The 20,215-nt window shown below is 40.6% G+C and carries 20 protein-coding genes; 16 read left to right on the forward strand and 4 right to left on the reverse strand.

Annotated elements, in window-relative coordinates; genetic code table 11:
• A partial coding sequence (locus KSU66_RS06255) for a transposase (RefSeq protein ID WP_269050575.1) occupies window positions 1-313 on the reverse strand: 313 nt, incomplete at its 3' end.
• Between the two features lie 836 nt (window positions 314-1,149).
• On the opposite strand from KSU66_RS06255, the gene KSU66_RS06260 reads away from it, so the two are divergent.
• Window positions 1,150-2,904 carry a sulfate adenylyltransferase gene (locus tag KSU66_RS06260; RefSeq protein ID WP_269050576.1) on the forward strand — a complete coding sequence of 585 codons (1,755 nt, stop codon included), beginning with the start codon at window positions 1,150-1,152 and terminating at the stop codon, window positions 2,902-2,904.
• 79 nt (window positions 2,905-2,983) lie between these two features.
• On the opposite strand, the gene KSU66_RS06265 is transcribed toward KSU66_RS06260, so the two are convergent.
• On the reverse strand, window positions 2,984-3,649 hold the full coding sequence (locus tag KSU66_RS06265) for a TIGR04104 family putative zinc finger protein (RefSeq protein ID WP_269050577.1): 666 nt from the start codon (window positions 3,647-3,649) through the stop codon (window positions 2,984-2,986).
• Window positions 3,636-4,172: a sigma-70 family RNA polymerase sigma factor gene (locus KSU66_RS06270; protein WP_269050578.1), complete on the reverse strand. Its 537-nt coding sequence runs from the start codon at window positions 4,170-4,172 to the stop codon at window positions 3,636-3,638. Before KSU66_RS06270 ends, KSU66_RS06265 begins: the two co-directional genes overlap by 14 nt.
• Before the next feature lie 255 nt (window positions 4,173-4,427).
• Between KSU66_RS06270 and KSU66_RS06275 the strand changes: the two genes are divergently transcribed.
• The 9 genes from KSU66_RS06275 to KSU66_RS06315 all read left to right on the forward strand — a co-directional run bounded on the left by KSU66_RS06275 (window position 4,428) and on the right by KSU66_RS06315 (window position 12,853).
• Entirely contained in the window at window positions 4,428-5,159 is a 732-nt protein-coding gene (locus tag KSU66_RS06275; RefSeq protein WP_269050579.1) for a hypothetical protein, read from the forward strand.
• 27 nt (window positions 5,160-5,186) lie between these two features.
• The gene (locus KSU66_RS06280) at window positions 5,187-5,582 is read left to right on the forward strand and encodes a GntR family transcriptional regulator (protein WP_269050580.1); all 396 of its coding nucleotides are present in this window, start codon (window positions 5,187-5,189) and stop codon (window positions 5,580-5,582) included.
• A 4-nt stretch (window positions 5,583-5,586) separates the two neighbouring features.
• A complete protein-coding gene (locus KSU66_RS06285) occupies window positions 5,587-6,435 on the forward strand; it encodes an ABC transporter ATP-binding protein (RefSeq protein ID WP_269050581.1) in 849 nt (282 codons plus the stop codon).
• Between the two features lie 17 nt (window positions 6,436-6,452).
• Window positions 6,453-7,388, forward strand: coding sequence for an ABC transporter ATP-binding protein (locus KSU66_RS06290; protein WP_269050582.1), 936 nt, complete (start codon window positions 6,453-6,455; stop codon window positions 7,386-7,388).
• A complete protein-coding gene (locus tag KSU66_RS06295; protein ID WP_269050583.1) occupies window positions 7,378-8,610 on the forward strand; it encodes an ABC transporter permease in 1,233 nt (410 codons plus the stop codon). The genes KSU66_RS06290 and KSU66_RS06295 overlap by 11 nt, the downstream gene beginning before the upstream one ends.
• Window positions 8,611-8,767: 157 nt before the next feature.
• A complete protein-coding gene (locus tag KSU66_RS06300) occupies window positions 8,768-9,544 on the forward strand; it encodes a 3-hydroxybutyrate dehydrogenase (protein WP_269050584.1) in 777 nt (258 codons plus the stop codon).
• A gap of 39 nt (window positions 9,545-9,583) precedes the next feature.
• Window positions 9,584-10,867, forward strand: a complete 1,284-nt coding sequence (locus tag KSU66_RS06305) for a GntP family permease (RefSeq protein WP_269050585.1) — start codon at window positions 9,584-9,586, stop codon at window positions 10,865-10,867.
• 37 nt (window positions 10,868-10,904) lie between these two features.
• Window positions 10,905-11,840 (forward strand): 3-hydroxyacyl-CoA dehydrogenase family protein, encoded by a 936-nt coding sequence (locus tag KSU66_RS06310; protein ID WP_269050586.1) that lies wholly within the window; start codon window positions 10,905-10,907, stop codon window positions 11,838-11,840.
• A 251-nt stretch (window positions 11,841-12,091) separates the two neighbouring features.
• A complete protein-coding gene (locus tag KSU66_RS06315) occupies window positions 12,092-12,853 on the forward strand; it encodes a polysaccharide deacetylase family protein (protein ID WP_443028942.1) in 762 nt (253 codons plus the stop codon).
• A 268-nt stretch (window positions 12,854-13,121) separates the two neighbouring features.
• Here the strand turns inward: KSU66_RS06315 and KSU66_RS06320 are convergent, their stop codons facing one another.
• Complete coding sequence (locus KSU66_RS06320) at window positions 13,122-13,343, reverse strand: small, acid-soluble spore protein tlp (RefSeq protein ID WP_269050587.1); 222 nt, start codon at window positions 13,341-13,343, stop codon at window positions 13,122-13,124.
• Between the two features lie 334 nt (window positions 13,344-13,677).
• Here KSU66_RS06320 and KSU66_RS06325 point away from each other — a divergent pair, with 334 nt between their 5' ends.
• Genes KSU66_RS06325 through KSU66_RS06350 form a run of 6 tightly spaced genes read left to right on the forward strand, consistent with a single transcriptional unit; the run spans window position 13,678 to window position 20,209 of the window.
• A complete protein-coding gene (locus KSU66_RS06325; RefSeq protein WP_269050588.1) occupies window positions 13,678-14,631 on the forward strand; it encodes a sugar-binding transcriptional regulator in 954 nt (317 codons plus the stop codon).
• Window positions 14,632-16,185 carry an FGGY-family carbohydrate kinase gene (locus KSU66_RS06330; RefSeq protein WP_269050589.1) on the forward strand — a complete coding sequence of 518 codons (1,554 nt, stop codon included), beginning with the start codon at window positions 14,632-14,634 and terminating at the stop codon, window positions 16,183-16,185.
• Window positions 16,182-17,210, forward strand: coding sequence for a 2-hydroxyacid dehydrogenase (locus KSU66_RS06335; protein ID WP_269050590.1), 1,029 nt, complete (start codon window positions 16,182-16,184; stop codon window positions 17,208-17,210). Before KSU66_RS06330 ends, KSU66_RS06335 begins: the two co-directional genes overlap by 4 nt.
• 15 nt (window positions 17,211-17,225) lie before the next feature.
• Entirely contained in the window at window positions 17,226-18,428 is a 1,203-nt protein-coding gene (locus tag KSU66_RS06340; protein ID WP_269050591.1) for a trans-sulfuration enzyme family protein, read from the forward strand.
• A 1-nt stretch (window position 18,429) separates the two neighbouring features.
• Window positions 18,430-19,434 carry a sugar phosphate isomerase/epimerase family protein gene (locus KSU66_RS06345; protein ID WP_269050592.1) on the forward strand — a complete coding sequence of 335 codons (1,005 nt, stop codon included), beginning with the start codon at window positions 18,430-18,432 and terminating at the stop codon, window positions 19,432-19,434.
• Window positions 19,427-20,209: an SDR family NAD(P)-dependent oxidoreductase gene (locus tag KSU66_RS06350; RefSeq protein WP_269050593.1), complete on the forward strand. Its 783-nt coding sequence runs from the start codon at window positions 19,427-19,429 to the stop codon at window positions 20,207-20,209. The genes KSU66_RS06345 and KSU66_RS06350 overlap by 8 nt, the downstream gene beginning before the upstream one ends.
• Window positions 20,210-20,215: the final 6 nt, after the last annotated feature.

The following is a 20,215-nucleotide window of genomic DNA, read 5'->3' on the forward strand; positions in this document are numbered from 1 at the left end:
CAAGAAACTTCTTATTCCATGAAGAAATCATAGGTGGATTCGTTAGGCCGAAGTGAAGTGCCGTTTCTGTCAGCGAAGCGCCTGTCCTTTTTATAAAGCTTAGTACATCGAGCTTGAATTGAACAGAATAAACTTCGTTACTTTCCTTCCTAAATAATCCTTCTACACCATACTCCTTGTATACTAGTACCCAATTTCTGATCTGTGTAGTGGATTTTATTTTATATTTTTCAGCTAACCGTTTATATCCAAGTAGTCCCGCTAGATATTCACGCACAATTATTACTTTAAATTCGTCACTATATTTGGCCATAATAAAACACCCCAAAAGTTAGTTTTTAACTCTAACTTTTGGGGTGCACTACACAAGGACCATGCTTTTTTCGTATTGCTATGAAACAGATTGGTACTCGGAAAATTTGTCTTTGTTCTTAAATCACAAACTGATCTTTCTGACGATGTTCGAAGCCCGTCTTCCAGTTTGATGGACCTAGCTGCCGTCTTAAGCCTTTTTGGCAAGGAAGTTACAAAATACTGTTCGTAACATTTTCCTTCCGCAGTTGGTCTTAACGTGCACTTACACAAAAAATTACCTTTTACTACTAGTTGTCGCTTGTTCTAGGAGAAACGTTGAAGCTTTAGTTCTCGACGAGATTTCTTATCGCCAGTAATGCAAATTTTCCGCCAAGGCTGTGCATTTCTACGTAAGAAGTTCACTGAAGGCTGCTCGTCTAGCAGTTTCCACCTTACGTAATTTCGCCTTGTACTTACTATATACCCCGACATTTTTAAGTTAAACCTCTTTCTCGAAAATTAATAAAAACTTTTTATTTTTTTACCAATGGTTCTGATACCATTCGAACCATTTTTTCACCATTACCTTTCCTACTTCACAAGGTAATGTTTCCTCAATATGAGAATTTGGAACTATAAAACGGGCAGATTAATAAGTAAAACGACGAGAAAGAAGGCTACTTCTAAGTAGAAGGGATCTATTCTTGAATTACCTCTTTTTCTAAGAACAGATATATGATAAGATTCAGAATATAGAGATATTTCCCTGCGCTGGTTGATTCACAATAAATGAAAACGGATACATTCAGTGTTGAGATAGAAATAAAGGGGAATTTAAAAAGGGAGGAAAAGGGAATGACAAAAGAAACAGTGGTAGCACCAAATGAGAATAAGTTTGCCAATTATCCACAGCAGCCTCATGGTGGAAAATTGATTGATAAGGTGATAACAGGAAAAGAGCTAGAAGAGGCATTAGTTAGGGCCGAGCAATTACCTAAAATTATGGTGGACATGGAAGCAGTGATTACGCTTGAAATGATTGCCACAGGGGTTCTGTCTCCAAACGAAGGGTTTATGAATGAAGTTGACTATAAGTCTGTCCTGACGAAAGGTCGGCTAGATAACGGAATCATTTGGCCGGTTCCGTTAAGTTTCGCCCCGACTGGTAAGCGAAATCAGGAAATTGTTAAGACACTTTCCGTTGGCGATGAAGTAGCGCTTGTGGATGAAAGTAATAAGCCAGTTGCGATACTTAATTTGAATGATGTTTTCCATTACGATAAAGAGTATCGCGCTATACATCTTTTTGGTACGACAGACCGAAATCATCCAGGAGTAGACTCGATATACAGGCGAATGGGGGATATCGCTTTAGGCGGGCCTATTCAGTTGCTAAGACGTGTAGATTGGGGACCGTTTGAGAAACTAAGGTTAGAACCAAAAGATACGTGGCATGAGTTTTATGAGGAAAAAAAGTTCCGATCTGCGGCTGGATTTATCACGGGGGCGAACCCTTTACATAGGGGGCACGAATATATTCATAAGAACGCTTTAGAAGAGATTGACGGTTTGTTACTTCAGCCTTTGGTCGAAATGGCTAAACGCGAATATACCCGTCATGAGTTTCGTATGCTATCGTATCGCACCGTGTTAGATACGTATTATCCAAAAGGAAGGTCGATTCTAGCTCCTCTCCGGGTAACGTATATTTTCGCGGGACCTCGGGAAACGGTTTTACATGCGCTAATTATGAAAAACTATGGTTGTACGCATGCGCTAATTGGCCGAGATCATGCGGGAATAGGCGATTATTACGACAAGTATGCGAGTCATAGTATATTTGATGAGTTTGATCCAGCGGAACTTGGGATTGATATTCGGCTATTTCATGAAGTCTTTTATTGTACACGTTGTGATAGCCCGGCGACTGGTCAGTCTTGTCCGCATGATGAACAATTTAGAATTAACATCTCTGGTACAGGTATTCGGGAAATGCTTCGTCACGGAATTATGCCACCGAAAGAAATTGTGCGTCCGGAATCAGCCAGAATTGCTATGCAGGGAGTTCAACCTAAAGGGCTTGATGAGAACTATGAAGCCATTTCACCGGTAGGAAAAACAATCAAAAGTATATTCCCGTTCTATTTAGAAAGAATGAGACTTGGTGGGCGAAAACGTATCGCGCCTTTAACAGTTGAAGAACTTACGAATCTTGACTTGGAGGCGGCGAATTTAGATGTCCGTTCCAATGCGGATCGTATTTACCGTGAAATATTTGAAGAATTTAGTAGTATAGGTGATACGAACCGGAATCTTCAGCCGGAGTGGATAACAGATGCCCGGGAGGCAGCGCGGAACCAACAAGCAATGGTTATCCAAGACTTGGAGGAAAAAATAGGACAAGCACCAATCGTCGCATCCGATGAATTCATGTACCAAGATAAGGAAGAGTCTGAGCGGGAGTTGGAAGTAGCTAAAAAGATTCTTAAGGATATGCCTCAGGCACTTCGTGCGGATGACTTGGAATATCGAACTTGGAACCTTTTACCATACAAACGTTACCGGGGCAGTGATGAACCGGATCAGAGTAAGAAAGAATCGGACTCATAACTCTTTAAAACTTCAAAACTAAAAATAGTCAAGGGGATAACAACCTTTTGACTATTTTCGTTTTCTACTTTTAGTTAGTTCACCATAAAGGATCAGTGAGTGAATCTTTCTCCTGAAGGTCCATAAAATAAGGACTTAAATTACACATGATATACGTTGTACAAGAGGCATGGACAACAATCCCAAGCAGGAAATGATCAAATAGATAAGGTACAAAGACCATGAAAGGCATAAATAGACCAAGCATAACTCCTTTTGAGAATGATTTTTTCGTTCGGTACTGTTTTTGATCACAGTAAGGACATGTCAATGCTGTGTTTTTCATGCTTTGCTTGAAAGCTTCTCGATAGGACCATTCTTCACCACAATGCACACAAACGGGTAAGCCTTTTCCACCTTTTTGAAGGCGTCTCTTTATCAAGGTTCGTAAAATAATAAAAAAGCTAATGTAGAGTACCGTTTTTGAAACGTCATTATGAAGTATAGACCAAATCGGAGTTGTTCCAGATTCAATAGGTGCTGCACTTTGTGATTTACTTACGGAATCATCCTGTTGCCATAGTAAATAACTGAAGCCGAGTGCGAAAACTGTGAAAGTCACAAGCACAAATCGATACTGCCAGTGGATGCGCCTCTTTTGGCTATAATTTTTCGCTTTTGCCTTCATTGCGATTCGCTGTTTTGTTTCTTTGGATAAGGATACAGATTGTAACTCACGATTTAAATCTTTCTTAAATTGATTCATGGCGTAGTTCCTCCCATTCATAATCAATTATCCGATTCTTTAATTGTTTCCGTGCACGCTGTAATCTAGTTCTTATCGTCGCTTCCGGACAAGTTAATAATTTTGCTATTTCCACAGTTGTCATTTCCTCAAAATAATAAAGGATGAGAACTTCGCGATAAATTATAGATAATGTAAATAAGGCCTCCACTAATTCCTGCTTCTCCGATTTCTTAAGCATTGCACGCTCAGGTGTATGATTTGTACTTTTACCTGTAATTTTCTCAAACAGTATAATTCTCCTGTTTTTCCAGCTTCGTAAATAATCATGGCTTCGATTAACTACCATTTTCACTAAATATGTTCTAAGTGATGCATCACCCCTGTACTGCTCCTGTTTTTCATAAAAGGCAATGAACACGTCTTGCACGATATCTTCCGCGGTTGCATTATTTTTCACATACAAATAGGCGACACGCAATAAATAATCGCCATGCTCGGCAATGATACCTTTAATATTCGCCACAAGCTCACCTACCTTCATCCTACTGACGGAACCCAAACCTTTTCCGATTCACTTTTCTTAAATTTATTTATCATGTACTACTATTCTAGTACTTCTTAGATAACGACTACTAGTAATTGTACCGTACTTCTCTAAGACTAATAGCTTATAAACGAAAGACGTGTCCGAACTATTGGACGCGTTTTTTCATAATAGTTAGTTGACAATTTTCAGTTAATGTTTTATGGTGTGTATATCGATATGCACACCATCACTTACAAAGGAGAGAGTTGATTGAAAAATTGGAAGCAAGCATTTTTATTAGCAAAATTTGAACTAAGGCACTCAAAGTTTGCACTTCTTACACTAGGTATACTTTTAATTCTATACGTGTACTTTATCGCCGATTCGGCATCGGCCTATTTGGGGGAAGGATATGTGTTATTCGATCCATTTTTTCTAATCGTCATTGGATTGACTCCAGTTTGGGTAAGACCAAAAGACTTTCAACTGCAAAAGATAGCAAATGGTTTACAGGTGAACCCCTATTTTGTGACATTACACCAATTGCCCATACCGAAAGAGGTTCTTATTAAAAATCGATTGGCCATTTACTATATGTATTCTGTTCCTTTCAATACATTGTTTTTCACACTCATCTATGTATTTTCAGATGCAATCCAGTCGATGTTGACATTGCCCCAATATGCAGCTTTTTCGTTTATCTGGATTTCCTTCGGTATTTATTGGGGATCGGTCTATGCGGTGACTGATGTAGGTGAAGCTACTAAAAAGAGTACATTTAAATCGTATGTCTATATGTTTCTCTTTCTCGTACCAATTGTTGTTGGGATGGTCATACTACACAAATATTCAGGGCATGGAGTCATTTATTGGTCAATGATCCTTGCAAAACAGTGGCCGCTTTTAGCCTCGATACTTTCTGTAATTGCTACTTATATAAGTACGATTTATTGGATCCGCTATGCGCATAAAATTATGAAAAGAATTGATTACTCGAACTAAATCGTTAGAAAGAGGGGAGTGTGTACGATGGAACTTCCGATTCAGTTATCAAAGGATTCCCGGGAACCGATTTACTTTCAAATCGAAGAGCAAATCAAAGCATTGATTGCGAGTGGGCAGTTGGGTGCGGGGGCGATGCTTCCTTCAATTCGCGCGCTTTCGAAAGACCTGGAAGTAAGTATCATCACGACGAGACGAGTGTATCAAAATTTAGAACAGCAGGGATTTATTCATTCAGCGCAAGGAAAGGGATCCTATGTCGCAGAAATAGAAGAAGGATTAAAAAAGGATGTAAAAGAGGCAGCTGTTCAACTCGTATTTGAAACCGCAATCGAAACCGCATTACGTCACGATTATTCAACGGAACAAGTGAAGGTTATTTTTGCAGATTTAATGAAACAGTATGAAGCGAAAGGAGAATAAGCAAATGAATGATGCAGTAACAATGAGCAACGTACATAAAACGGTGGATGATTTTCAATTGAAATCGATTAACTTGGAAATTGAAAGAGGAACAATATCTGCCCTAATTGGGAAGAATGGGGCTGGAAAAAGTACGCTTATAAAAATGATTATGAATTTAATGAAATCAGACGAAGGGGACATTCAGCTACTCGGCCAGTCCGTGTCGACAGAGGATGAGTCGTGGAAAACGAACATAGCCTATTTGCCACAAAAGCTGCCACTTACCGTTCCTTTTACGGGCCATGAAATGAAAGAATTAATCTTACAGTGGTACCCATCTTGGGATGAACACTACTTTCAAGAAATCGTATCGTTATTTGGTGTTGATCTTTCCAAAAAGATGAAGAAGCTATCACCGGGCGTCCAGCAACAACTCAACTTAGCACTCGTGCTTGCTAGAAATACCCCAGTGCTTATTCTAGATGAACCAACCGCACATCTCGATATACCGTCCAAGCAAATTTTGAATAATTTACTCATAGAGTGGATGGATAAGGGGGAAAGAACAATCATTCTAGCGACACATCAAATCGAGGATATACAGAAACTAGCGGACTATCTCGTTGTTTTGAAAGGTGGCAAGATTCGTGGCCAGTTTGAAAAAGAAGAACTAACGGATATGTATAAACGTTACTGGTTTTCACAACCGTTGGAGTGCGCGGCAGTACCTGGTGAAGTAGAGAGAAAAGAACATTCACTTACGACAAAGTGTCCAATAGAAGCAGAAGATTTTCTTCTTCAAGAAAATATACGTTGGACAAATGTGCAAACCGTAGCGTTGGATGAAATTATAACGATGCTATTAGTGTAATGAAAGGGGAAAAGATGATGACTAATGTATTGACAGTGAAGCGTATAGGGAAATCATTCAAATCAAAACAGATCATCAAAAATATTTCGTTTGACGTGCGTAAAGGGGAAATCATGGCGATTTTAGGTCCAAATGGCGCGGGTAAGTCAACGACAATCCGCAATGTTATGGGCATCATGTACCCAGACGAAGGAACGATTGAGTTTAATGGATATGCGGAAAATGAGATTCCACGGCGGAAGATCGGCTATTTACCGGAAGAACGTGGTTTGTACAAAAATGTCAAAGTGATGGATATGATTTTATATTTGGCGGATTTGAAAGATTATCCGAAAAAGAAAGCAAAAGAGCGTGCACTCGCCTATTTAAAGAAATTCGGTCTGGAAGGTAAGGACAAAGTTTCTGTCGAGGAATTATCGAAAGGGATGGGGCAAAAAGTACAATTCATCGCTTCGATTATTCATGAGCCAGAATTGCTCATTTTAGATGAGCCGTTTTCGGGGCTGGATCCGGTCAGTCAGGAAACGTTCAAACAGGAAATCCGTGAACTTGCAAACAACGGGACAGCGATTCTTTTATCGTCTCACCAGATGAATGTTGTCGAGGAATTATGTGACCGATTATTTATGATTCATCGTGGTGAAAAAGTCATCTATGGTGCGATGGAAGAAGTGAAAAACGAATATGCCAATTTTAAATGTACGATTAAAGGTCAAAATACACGTGCTTTAATGGAAATGATTCCGGACGTGCTACGTATCGAGCAAAACGGAGATCTAACGGTGCTTTACTTAACCCAAGATGTCATTGTCCCGTCATGGTTAAAGAACTTACCAGAACAACTGACGATTCAGGAATTGTCAATTGACCGAATTTCACTTCATGAGATTTTCATAGATATTGCGACAGACCAACATCACTTATGGGAAGGAGGCGGAAATGATGCGGAATAGTTTAAAAGTGGCGAAATGGGAAATAAAGCGTAATATGACGAATAAATCGTTCATCATTTCATTGCTTAGTACACCGGTTATCTTTTTGGCATTCTTTTTTATCCCGATGCTATTCAACAAATCAGACTCAGGTGACAATGCGAATGTGGATGTTTATGTGTACGATGAATTGGGTGTTTGGAATGAACTACAAAAGGTAGTTGACGAGTTAGGCCTATCGAATTGGACGTTAATAAAGGCTGAAACCGGGGAAGTGGAAATGCAAAGTGACTTGCTCGATATGGAGCAGAGCGTTTATCTCGCTATGACAGAAAAAGCACTTGAACAAGGCCAAGTAAAGATGTATATGACGGACGATATGGATGAGCATTTTCCATTTGAAGCAACAATACTGGAAGAGCCACTTCGCCAGTTACAAATGGATAGACTTGGTCTAACGGATGCACAAAAAAAAGCCGTTGCGAAGCACATATCTATTGTTGCAGTTGATTCGGAAGTATTGGAGACAGAAGAAATTGCTATGGATGAAGCCGATCCGCTAAAACGGATGATCCCTGGTGCATTCGCTGGAATTATTCTTTTCTCCATTGTGATGACGGGGATGATGATATTCCAATCCGCCTCACAGGAAAAGAAAGAGAAAGTTGCTGAAATCATTTTGTCTTCATTAACACCAACGGAATTGATGCAAGGAAAGATTATTGGTTACTTTGTTCTTGGTATTACACAAGTAGTCGTCTGGCTCGTCGTTGCGATTCCGGCTGTTGTGTGGCGCTTTGACTTTCCACTTCTTGAATACTTACTCGTTCCTGAATTATTTCTTTTATTATTCATAGCATTCGCGGGTTATCTGCTGTTTGCTGCAATCTTTGTTGGTATTGGAGCAACAGTGGAAGACATGACTGCAACGAGCAATTTCCAAGGGATAGTCATAATGCTTCCGTTCCTGCCAGTAATCCTCATCGGTCCAATACTTGCGGATCCGAGCGGGCTCATTGCACAAATCGGGTCATTCATCCCAATAACTGCCCCGGCAGTTTTACTCGTTCGCTTATCTATTCTCGATGAGTGGCCGTGGATGGAAATTGGTATCGCAGTCGCCGTGTTAGTTTTCAGTATTTGGCTCTTTATGAAACTGGCTGGGAAGATTTTCAACATGGGTATAATGATGTACGGTAAAAATGCCACACCGAAAGAAATTTGGAAATCGATGTGGGCTTGAATTGAAAAAAATGAAAAAAGGATGCAATCCCTATTGTGTAGAAGTTGCATCCTCTTAACTTTTCCGAATAAAAATACTATTCCACCTAATAGTTTGCATATAACTGTGAATTATGTAAACTATTAGATGGGTTACTATTATATTAGGAGGTAGAAAAATGAATAAAGACAAAGTAGTTTTTATTACAGGTGCAGCAAGTGGAATCGGTTATGAGATTGGGATTGGGTTTGCAAAAGAGGGTGCAAAAGTCGCTTTTTCTGATCTTAATGAAGAAAAGCTGAACGAAGTAGTAAACGCATTAATTGCTGAAGGGTATGATTGTTTAGGCGTTAAATGCGATGTAACGAAAGAAGAAGACATTCAACAAGCAATTGATAAAACGGTTGAGCGATACGGTAGAATCGATGTATTGGTGAACAATGCGGGTATGCAACACGTTGCTTTAATAGAAGATTTCCCTACCGAAAGATTCGAACTGATGACGAAGATTATGCTGGTCGCACCGTTTATGGCGATTAAATATGTGATGCCAATGATGAAAGAGCAAGGATTTGGTCGGATCATTAATATGGCGTCCATTAATGGGGTTATCGGATTTGCGGGTAAAGCGGCTTATAATAGCGCAAAGCACGGATTGATTGGATTGACAAAAGTGGCCGCATTAGAAGGTGCAGCATATGGAATTACCGTTAACGCCTTATGTCCGGGTTATTGTGATACGCCACTTGTGCGCAATCAACTTGTCGACTTGGCTGCAAATCGTAATGTGTCGCTCGAGAAAGTGTTGGAAGAAGTTATTTACCCGTTAGTGCCACAAAAGAGATTGTTGGCCGTACAAGAAATTGCAGATTTTGCATTATTTATTGCGAGTGATAAAGCAAAAGGAATGACTGGTCAATCGATCATTATTGATGGGGGATATACCGCACAATAAGTAACGTAAAATACAAGATATAAAAAGGGGGGACTCATAATGTTAGGTATTATTCTTGGTCTTATTGTTTTAATGGTGCTCGCCTATTTAGGTTGGTCCATTATTTGGGTCGCGCCTATTGCCGCTGGGGTAGTCGCACTTACGGGCGGTTTGGATTTATTAGATGCTTATAAAGATACATACATGAGTGGGTTTGTTGCGTTTGCACAAGCATGGTTCCCGGTGTTTTTACTTGGGGCAATATTCGGCAAGCTAATGGAAGATACAGGGATGGCAAGATCCGTTGCGGTTGCCATTACGAAATTACTTGGTACGAAACGTGCAATTTTAGGAGTTGTAATTTCCGCAGCGGTTCTAACGTACGGAGGAGTTAGTCTGTTCGTCGTTGTGTTTGCTGTTTATCCACTGGCACTGTCATTATTTAGGGAAGCCAACATTACTAGACGTTTAATCCCACCTACAGTTGCATTAGGTGCTTTTACGTTTACAATGACAGCGATACCAGGAACACCACAAATACAGAACTTAATTCCTATGAATTATTTTGAGACGACGGCAATGGCTGCACCAATTATGGGGATTGCAGCTGCATTCGTTATGCTAGGTGGCGGTTATTGGTACTTGAGTTACCGCGAGAGAAAAACGAAGATGGATGGGGAGTTTTTTACTGAACCAAAGGATGAAAATGTGCTCAATCCGGATGGTCATATCCCTTCATTTATCTTGTCATTATTACCATTAGTTATCGTTCTCGTTACGTTGAATATGTTAAAATGGGATATTATTGCTGCACTTTTATCAGGTATTATTTTAATTATGGTATTGAATATAAGTAAAATGAAATTATTTATTAAAGCCATAAATGGCGGTGCGATTGGCTCAGTGACAGCGATTGTTAATACGAGTGCCGCAGTTGGATTTGGAACGGTTGTAAAAGTCGTGCCTGGTTTTGAGAAGCTTACCGAGTTACTAATGGGAATCAAGGGAAATCCGTTAATATCAGAAGCGGTTGCTGTAAATATTCTTGCGGGGGCAACGGGTTCCGCTTCTGGGGGAATGGGAATTGCTTTGGAAGCGCTTGGTTCCAAGTATTACGAACTTGCAATTGATACTGGAATAAGTCCAGAAGCATTTCACCGTGTTGCATCACTTGCTTCAGGCGGATTAGATACGCTGCCGCATAATGGTGCGGTATTGACTCTTTTGACAATTACAGGAATGAGTCATAAAGAAAGTTACAAAGACATTTTTGTCGTTGCAGTATTAATTCCAATTATTTCGGTTATCGTTGCTATTTTACTGGCGATGGTTGGATTAGTTTAAAAAAGTAGGATCCATTAAGGAAAAGGGGTGAAATGGTATGGAGAAAATCGGCGTAATTGGTTGCGGAACTATGGGTCACTCCATTGCACTTAGTGCAGCTTGGGCAGGGTACGATGTGATCATGCAAGGAGTAGACAGTGCGGATATTGATAGAGGTTTGGCAAGCATGCATGGGAAACTGCAAGTGCTCATTCAAAATGGATTGATAGCTGAAGTAGAGTCGCAACGAATTCAAAGTAGTGTTCAAACGACAACTTCGATTGTGGAGGTTGTGGAAGATAGAACATTTATCATTGAGGCGATTCCAGAAAATATCGAATTGAAGAAACGAATTTTCAAACAGTTAGATAGTCTTTGTGAGGTCGATGTTATTTTAGCAAGCAATACTTCCGCACTCAGTCCAACGGAAATCGCTTCCGAAACGAATCATCCAGAGCGAACCGTTATTACTCATTTTTGGCATCCAGCACATCTTATTCCTCTTGTTGAAGTCGTTCGTGGCGAACAAACGAATGATCATACAGTAGAAAGAGCGTTGAAGCTGATGGTAGAGATGAATAAAAAACCGATTGAAGTAAAAAAAGAAGCGCCTGGTTTTGTTGGAAATCGTCTACAATTTGCCCTTTTACGAGAGGCGCAGCATATTTTGGAAGAGGGGATCGCCTCGAAAGAAGATATCGATGCGGCCGTAGTTTACAGTATTGGAAGAAGATTACCTGTAACAGGGCCGATTTTATCGGCAGATATGGGTGGTCTAGATGTATATACGGACATTTCGAATTACTTATATAACCATTTGTCGACTGCTACACAATCGACACCAAGTATGGCCAAGCTTGTGAATAAAGGCAAGTTTGGGAATAAAACTGGAGAAGGTTATTATAAGTGGGATGCTTCGTTCTCTGAAGAGGTAAATAGCGCAAGAGAAAAAGAACTCATTCGTTATTTAAAACAGGATATGGGCTTGAATTGAGAAAAAAGGGTGTAATTCCTACTACATAGGAGTTGCATCTTTTTTGAAACTTTATTGTTGGAAATATACCCATTTAGCCAAGAAAACATAAACTAGGTAAAAACACTTACAAGGTTACATAATACTATTATAAATATTTACTCAACGCGTAAAAAGCTTAGTATAATTCCAATGCTTTGACGAACAATAACTGGGAGGACATCAACTTAATTTAATCCACTGCTAAAAAGCAAGGCTTGGAGGGATGCTATGTGAAGCATTTTGGGTTTATTGTAGGTGTTGTTATTATTTTGTTTTTTTCAATCGCTTATGCTTCAATGGCAACCGAGAAAGGAAGGGCCTATTATGAAAATAAAGGGTATATTTTATGGGATGTTCAAACAGAGGAAAAAGTTATAGCTCTTACATTTGACGATGGGCCGCATGCGACTTATACAGCCGAAATTTTGGACTTACTTTCCGCGCACGATGCAAAAGCAACGTTTTTTGTCCTTGGTGAGCGTGCAGAAAAATTTCCAAACCTTATCCTCAGACAAAAAAATGAAGGCCATGAAGTGGCGAATCATACGTATTCACATCCTTATTCAAGCACACCCGAAAATTTAGAAATGGAATTAAAAAAGACAAATGAAATCATTTTTGAAATCACCGGCACGTACCCGTTGCTTTACCGGCCAGTAGGAGGAAGTTATAATGAGCCGACTATTAATACAGCTGTAAAAAATGGATACAAAGTGGTGCTGTGGTCATGGCATCAGGATACAGAGGATTGGAAAAGACCAGGGGTAAATAAAATTGTAGAAAAAGTACTTTCAGGTGCCAAACCAGGAGATGTTGTATTATTTCATGATGCAGGAGGAAATCGCTCTCAAACAGTGAAAGCGCTAGAAGAAATTCTGCCAGAACTGAAAAAGGAAGGCTATGAATTTGTAACGGTATCAGAACTCTTAAATCGAAACAGCATTGAAGTATCACGTAAGAAAAACAAAGATAATCAGAACGTAGAAAAATAAACGACTTATATATGATGAAATAAAAACTCCAACTAAAATCGCTTGGCGCTGGGGGGATACCTCCCGCAATAAGCCAATTAGAAAACCACTGCTTGTCTTATTGTTTCGGCTACCCCAGCAGATGCCTTCGCTAGATTTGTGTCCGTATTCATATGAAAAGTTAAGAACTCAACCAAGGGGGAATTTGGTTAAGTTCTTTTTGTTTGTGTAAAGTACTTATCAATCGTTCATCCATAGGCACTGGCGCAATTAATTTATGACGGAGATTTCATAAATACCCGTTAATTCGTGATTTATCTTCTTCGATTATTTCTTTGCGCAAACTGTCAATACTATCTTCACGTCGTGCATTTTTCTCCTTGATTGCATCAAGTTCTTTTCCTTCAGCGAATTTCATTGCTTCTTCCGCCGCTTCCATATTACTGATTGTTTTCTTTAATCTTACTTCATTGTCCGCCGAATCATTCGGTTTTGGGGTGATGTTGGCCATTGTATTTCCTCCTTTACTTTTTAAAAACCTTCAAAAGTTAGTATCCCCAAATTCGTGATAACTATTTCATGTTTTTTAGTCGCTCCTTGATGCCTTATTAAGAAGGTGGAAATGCTGAACTAAAGTAAGATATTAGACTAAGTCACAAAAAATCTGTAACTACTCAAAAAGTTTACGGTCTAAAACAGTAAAGCTAGAAGGGCTGTTGATGAAAAATTAAACCTTTCAATCGGATTGCCGGTCGGAAGGTTTTTCTGTTTCTTAGTATTAAAGTTCGGCGGCGTTACATATGTTTGAGTAGTGAGCAAATGTAACGTGTAGAGGAAGTGACTGAATGGTGGATGAGACAAAGACATTGCTAAAAATCGCCTATTATTATTACAAGGATGGATTGACCCAGCAGGAGATTGCCAAAAAACTTTCGGTTTCACGCCAGAAAGTGAATCGATGTATAAAGCGGTTGCTTGCAGAGGGGCTTGTGACAATAGAGATTGCGAAAATAGAAGGATCTTATGAGGAAATGGAAAATTATTTGGAACGATTGTTGGGTTTGAAGCGTGTCGTTATCGCACATGTAGAAAATGAACAATCGATTATTGAGCAAATCGGAAAAGCTGGAGCGCAGTATGTAATGGAGAATATGGCGAATGGCTTACGAGTTGGCGTTTCATGGGGGAAAACGCTTCATAGGGTTGGGGGTTACCTGTCGGACAAAAGGAAAGAAAATGTAGAAGTCATACAACTAATTGGCGGCGTCAATTCAATCATCGTTGCAGATATGACGAATGAAATCACGCGCTTATTCGCTACAGGTCTTCAGGCGATCCCGCATTATATCCATGCGCCTGCAATTGTAAAAAACAAAAAGCTAAGAGAATCCATTTTAAAAGAAGAAAGTATACGAATCGTTCTAGAGAAAATAGATGAATGCCATATGGCTGTTGTTGGGATTGGTGAACTTGGTAGTGATTCTACCATATATGGGCAAAGTTATGTAGATCAAGCGCATTCGAATTACTTGCATGATCAGAAAGCAGTCGGAGATATTTGCCTTCATATGTTCGACAAACAAGGTAGGTTCATAGGGGAAGATATGGATCACTATTCAATTGGAGTGGGCCTAGACCAACTGATGAACATCCCGCAAGTCATCGCGGTTGCAGGTGGCGTAGAAAAAGTATCGGCTATATTGGGTGCGATACGAACTGGGGTAATCGATGTATTAGTCACCGATTCGATTAGTGCCTCGCTCTTATGCAAAGCGGTAAATAGCAAGGGGGTCAATTGAATGGATCCACGATATATTTTGGCGATTGATGCAGGTACGACGAAGTTGAAAGTCATTCTGTTTGATGAAAATGGGAGTGCAGTAGATTCCGCCGTAACACATGTCGACTATATGCAACCCGAAGCAGATTGGTTTGAAATGGACATGAATCATTTATGGGAGAAACTAGAAACGTTAGTAAAAGAATTATTGATTCATTCCAACATTCATCCCGCTTCTGTCATTTCAATAGGAATCACTGGACAAGGGGAAGGCTGTTGGTTGGTCGATGGGGATTTCCAACCGGTTCGAAATGCGATTCTTTGGCTCGATAAAAGGGCAGCAAGTGACTTGAAGAACCTTCAGGATGACGTTCTTCAGGCGTACAAAAATATTTCATTTTCGTCGTTAGTACCGGGGGCAACAATTGCCTTGTTGAAGTGGCTTGATATGCACGAACCATTGGCCTTAAATCGTGCGGCTTATTGTCTTTCTTGTAAAGACTGGCTCCGCTACAAATTGACAGGAGCTATTAGGTCGGACTTTTCGGATGCTTCGACTTCCATGCTTGATTTGCAGACTGCCCAAATTTCTGCGGAAGTGTTTGAGCTTATAGGTATTCAGCATCGTCAATCGCTTGTTGCGCCACTATCATATGGAAGCGAAGTCGCCGGTCTGGTTTCCAAGGAAGCTTCTTTTTTAACAGGGTTAGTGGAAGGAACACCAGTCATTACCGGGGTACTCGATATTGTGGCCAATGCACTCGGGTGTGGAGCGATTGGTGAAGGGGATGTAAGTGTAACAATAGGGACAACTTGTAGCAGCCAAGTCATCCTGAACAAGCTACCGGGAAATGCTAGCCAGGTCGGGAGTGTTCTCTGTGGCGCAACGGAAAATCAATATATTCATATGGTCGGTAGTATGGCAGGGACACCCAATATGGACTGGCTTGCCCGTGAACTATATGGCATTGATTTGCATGATAAAGAAAAGGCAACGAACTTCTTTACTTTAGTAGACAAGGAGATTAAGGCGGTTGAGGTAGGCGCCAAAGGGGTCGTTTATCACCCATATATTATGACTGGAGAACGAGCGCCTTTTTACAATCCATATGCGGTCGCACAATTTTTCGGAATCCATTCAAAAACGACAAAAGAACATTTGAGTCGCGCAGTTTATGAGGGCATCGCTTTCTCCATTAAAGATTGTCTTCATTTAAATATAGAAAAAAAGAGGATTATTTTAAGTGGTGGCGCTTCAAACAGTGAAATCCTGCCACAAATCGTTGCGGACTGCCTAGGAGTCGAAGTCGTTAAATTAGTGGGCAAAGAACAGACGGCTAAAGGTGTTTTCATGCTTGCAGCGGTCCAATCTGGAATCGTTAACTCGTTGGAAGAAGCAATCCATAAGACAACACATATTGCGGCGTCTTTCCAACCGAATATGGAAAATCATCGACGTTATAACGAGCTGTTTCACTTATACAAAAATTTGCGAAAAATGAATGCTAGGAATTGGGAGTTAAGACATCGCTTTTTGCAAGGGACCAACAGCAGACTGGAGGAAAGAGTATGAAAGCGCTATTAACCGCGGAAATGGATGAGTCGCTTGTTCCAGAATTGGATTGCATGTTGGACGTTGAGACGGATGGGTGGTATGTCTCGAATGAATTACTTAGTGAGTCTGACCTTATTCGGAAAATGAAACATAAAGATGTACTCATTACGAGTTACGACAAGGTGACTCGGAACGTCATTGAAAATTGTCCGCAGCTAAAACTCATTGCGTGTACAAGATCGAATCCTATAAATATTGACTTTGATGCCGCAACTGAAAGAAAAATACCTATTATTTATACACCTGGTAGAAACGCAAATAGCGCAGCTGAATATACAATCGCTATGATGTTGAATATTGCGAGGCATATCCCTTTTGCTTATAAAGAGTTACATGATTCAAACAGTCTCATCGAAAAAGAAGTCCAAGAAGTTCAAAGGGAAGCGCTCAAAGAAGATATTACATGGGGGCTTGGGATAGGTAGCCCATATATCGAATTCAAAGGTTCGGAGTTAAAAGATAAAACACTTGGCATTATCGGTTATGGGCAGATTGGAAAGAAGGTGGCCGGGCTCGCACGCGCATTCGGCATGAAAATCTATGTAAATGATCCTTATGTGCAAGAATCTGAAGCACAGGACGTTACGTTAGTTGGGTTCGATAGGTTGTTAGAAAGCAGTGATTTTATTACTTCTCACGCGGCTGTTGTACCGGATACGATTGGGCTTCTAAATAAGGCGGCATTTGAAAGAATGAAAAAAAACGCCTATTTAATCAATACGAGCCGAGGAGCGATTATTAATGAAGACGATCTTGTTCTAGCGTTACGTAACCGGACGATTGCAGGTGCGGCATTAGATGTGTTTGCGGCAGAGCCACTGTCAGCAGGTCATCCGTTCCTTTGCGAACTTGACAATGTACTTGTGACGCCACATATTGCTGGTGCCACATTTGAAGCCATCACGAACCATTCGAAAATGATAATTGAAGAGATTAAAAGATTTATGAATAAAGAGCCTTTGGAATTTCAATATAAAAAATGACTAGGGGGAATTTGATTGACTCATGTAAACTGGAGTTTTGAAACAAAAGCTGTGCACGTAGGTTCGGAACCATGTCCGCAAACGGGTGCACTTGTTTCGCCAATCTATCAAACATCAACGTACACGTTTAAAAGCACGGAAGAAGCAGGGAATATCTTCGCCGGAGAACAAGCCGGATATGTTTACGGTCGTGTTTCAAGTCCGACACAACATGAACTTGAAAGGAAAATTGCAGCACTTGAAGGTGGCGAAGCATGTAGCGCATTTGCATCTGGTATGGCAGCAATCGCCTCAGTATGTACTGCATTGCTAGAATCAGGGGATCATGTAATTTGCGACACGGTCGTGTACGGCGGAACGTACGGTTTGTTTGAAAAGATTTTTTCGAAATATAATGTGGAAGCTTCTTTCATAGATACGAGCGATATTGAAAAATTAACGAATGCCATCCGACCAACTACGAAATTTGTTTACTTGGAATCCCCAGCAAATCCAACATTAAAAGTAGTTGATATCGCCGAAGTTTCGAATGTTTGTAAAAAACACGATTTACAGTTGATTGTAGACAATACATTTATGACGCCTTATTTCCAAAAGCCATTGGAACTTGGGGCGGATATCGTCGTTCATAGTGCCACGAAATTCATGGGCGGTCACGGCGATTTGCTTGCAGGGGTAGTCGTTGGATCTGAACGATTCATCAAGGAAGAGCTGCATGATCCACTAACTAAACTCGGCGGAATTATATCCCCATTCACATGCTTCTTAGTAAAAAGAGGTCTCCAAACATTAGCGCTTAGAATGGAAAAACATAACGCAAACGCACTCGAAATCGCAAGGTATTTAGAAGGTCATTCTAAAATTAAGTCTTTGGCTTATCCTGGACTGGAATCGTTCTCTCAATATGAACTCGTTAAAAAGCAGATGAGCGGATATGGGGGACTTATTGCATTCGAAGTGGTGGGAGGCTTAAAAAATGGACAAGTCTTTTGCGACAATCTCAAATTGATTCAGTTGGCTGTAAGTTTAGGAGATGTCGGTACACTTATTGAGCATCCAGCTTCTATGACACATAGGTCCGTACCGATTGAAGAGAGAAGAAAACACGGAATTACGGATGGCTTAATCAGATTATCTGTTGGAATTGAAAACGCGACAGACATTATCGGCGACATCGAGCAAGCGTTGGCCAAGGTTGAGACAAAAGGGGCGGAGTGATTTGGGAAAGTATAAATATGCGGTAGGTGTCTGGGCTTTTGGCTCCATTTCCGATCGATTTTGCGAGCAAGGCTATCAGAAGCCAAGGTCTTTCCGTGAAAAACTTAAGGCGGCATCGGCATGTGAAAAACTTGCTGGCATAGAAATTCACTATAATGGTGATTTTGACAAGGACACAATTGTGGAGACGAAGGAAATGGTTGACCAATATGGTCTAGAAATCGCTGCAATTAATTGCGAACTATTCGGCGACCGAAAATTTCGGAAGGGGGCCCTGACATCCACGGATGCCGAGATTCGTAAGGCAGCAATGGATGTCATAAGGGGGGCGGCGGAAGCGGCACATAAACTTGGGGTTGAACTGGTGAATATCTGGCCAGGAGCGGAAGGACATGATTATCCATTCCAAGTGAATTTCACAGAGCTATGGGAGAATTTAATCACCTCAATCGGCACCGTCGTAAAAGAGTTCCCGAATCAGAAATTCGCCCTCGAATATAAAGGAAGAGAACCAAGGGGCAGGTCATCGATTAGTACGGTTGGAAAGTCCTTACTCATTATTCATGATCTTGGGCTAGATAATTTAGGCGTGACGCTCGATTTTGGCCACGCTCTCCAAGTAAAAGAAAACCCGGCGGAATCTGCGGCGATTTTAAATCGTTACGGCAAGCTATTCCATGTTCATATGAATGACAATACACGTGACTGGGACGACGACTATATGGTTGGCTCCTATCATTTTTGGGAAACGCTTGAGTTCTTTTATTACTTGAAAAAGATTAATTACCAAGGGTGGATTAGCTTGGATATTACACCTGCAAGAGAAGACCAAATCGGGGTGGTCCAACATTGCATCGAAGTGATGAAACAGATGGCGAACGTCGTTGACGGATTGGATGACAAGCTAATTGAACAGGCGCTTTACGAACAAGACGCACTCAAAACACAACAATATTTGTTAGCGAAATTCTTTGGGAACACGATTAGGGGGTTAGAGCGTGTATAGTCTTGATTTGACGAACAAAGTGGCAATCGTTACCGGAGGAACGCGGGGAATTGGGAAAGCGATTGTCCATGCGTTCATTGAATGTGGAGCGAAAGTAGCGATTGTTGGCAGAGACATAGAGACATGTCAAGACGTTGCTAAGGAATATGATTCGGGGGCCGTCCTTGCAATTGCTGCTGATGTTTCAAACACGGAAGATATTGAACGAATGGTTGAAGAGACAAGAAGCCATTTTGGTCAAATCGATTTATTAGTAAATAATGCAGGGTCTTCCACTATGGATTTTGTTGAAGATATAAGAGAAGAAGACTGGGATCGAGTTATGAATTTAAATGCCAAAGGTGTGTTCCTATGCAGCCAGAAAGTAATTCATATTTTCAAGGCACAAGGGGGTGGCGGTAGAATCATAAATATCGCTTCCCAGGCGGGGAAAAATGGGTATAAGTGCATGGGGAATTATGTTGCTTCAAAACATGCCGTACTCGGAATTACGAAGGTAATGGCATTGGAGCTTGCGAAAGAAAATATATTAGTAAATGCCGTCTGCCCCGGAATCATCGAGACGAAAATGAAGGAAATTGAGCGAGTGTGGGGAGGCGAATTGCGGGGGATGCAAACACATGAGGTGGAAGCTGAAGATTACTCCCAAGTACCGCTTGGAAGAACGGGGAAACCGAACGATGTCGCGAATGTTGTCTTGTTTTTAGCATCTGATTTGGCTAATTATATGACGGGACAAAGTATCAATGTAACAGGTGGAATGACAATGCATTGAAAACTA

It is taken from the genome of Sporosarcina sp. G11-34 (assembly GCF_026931025.1).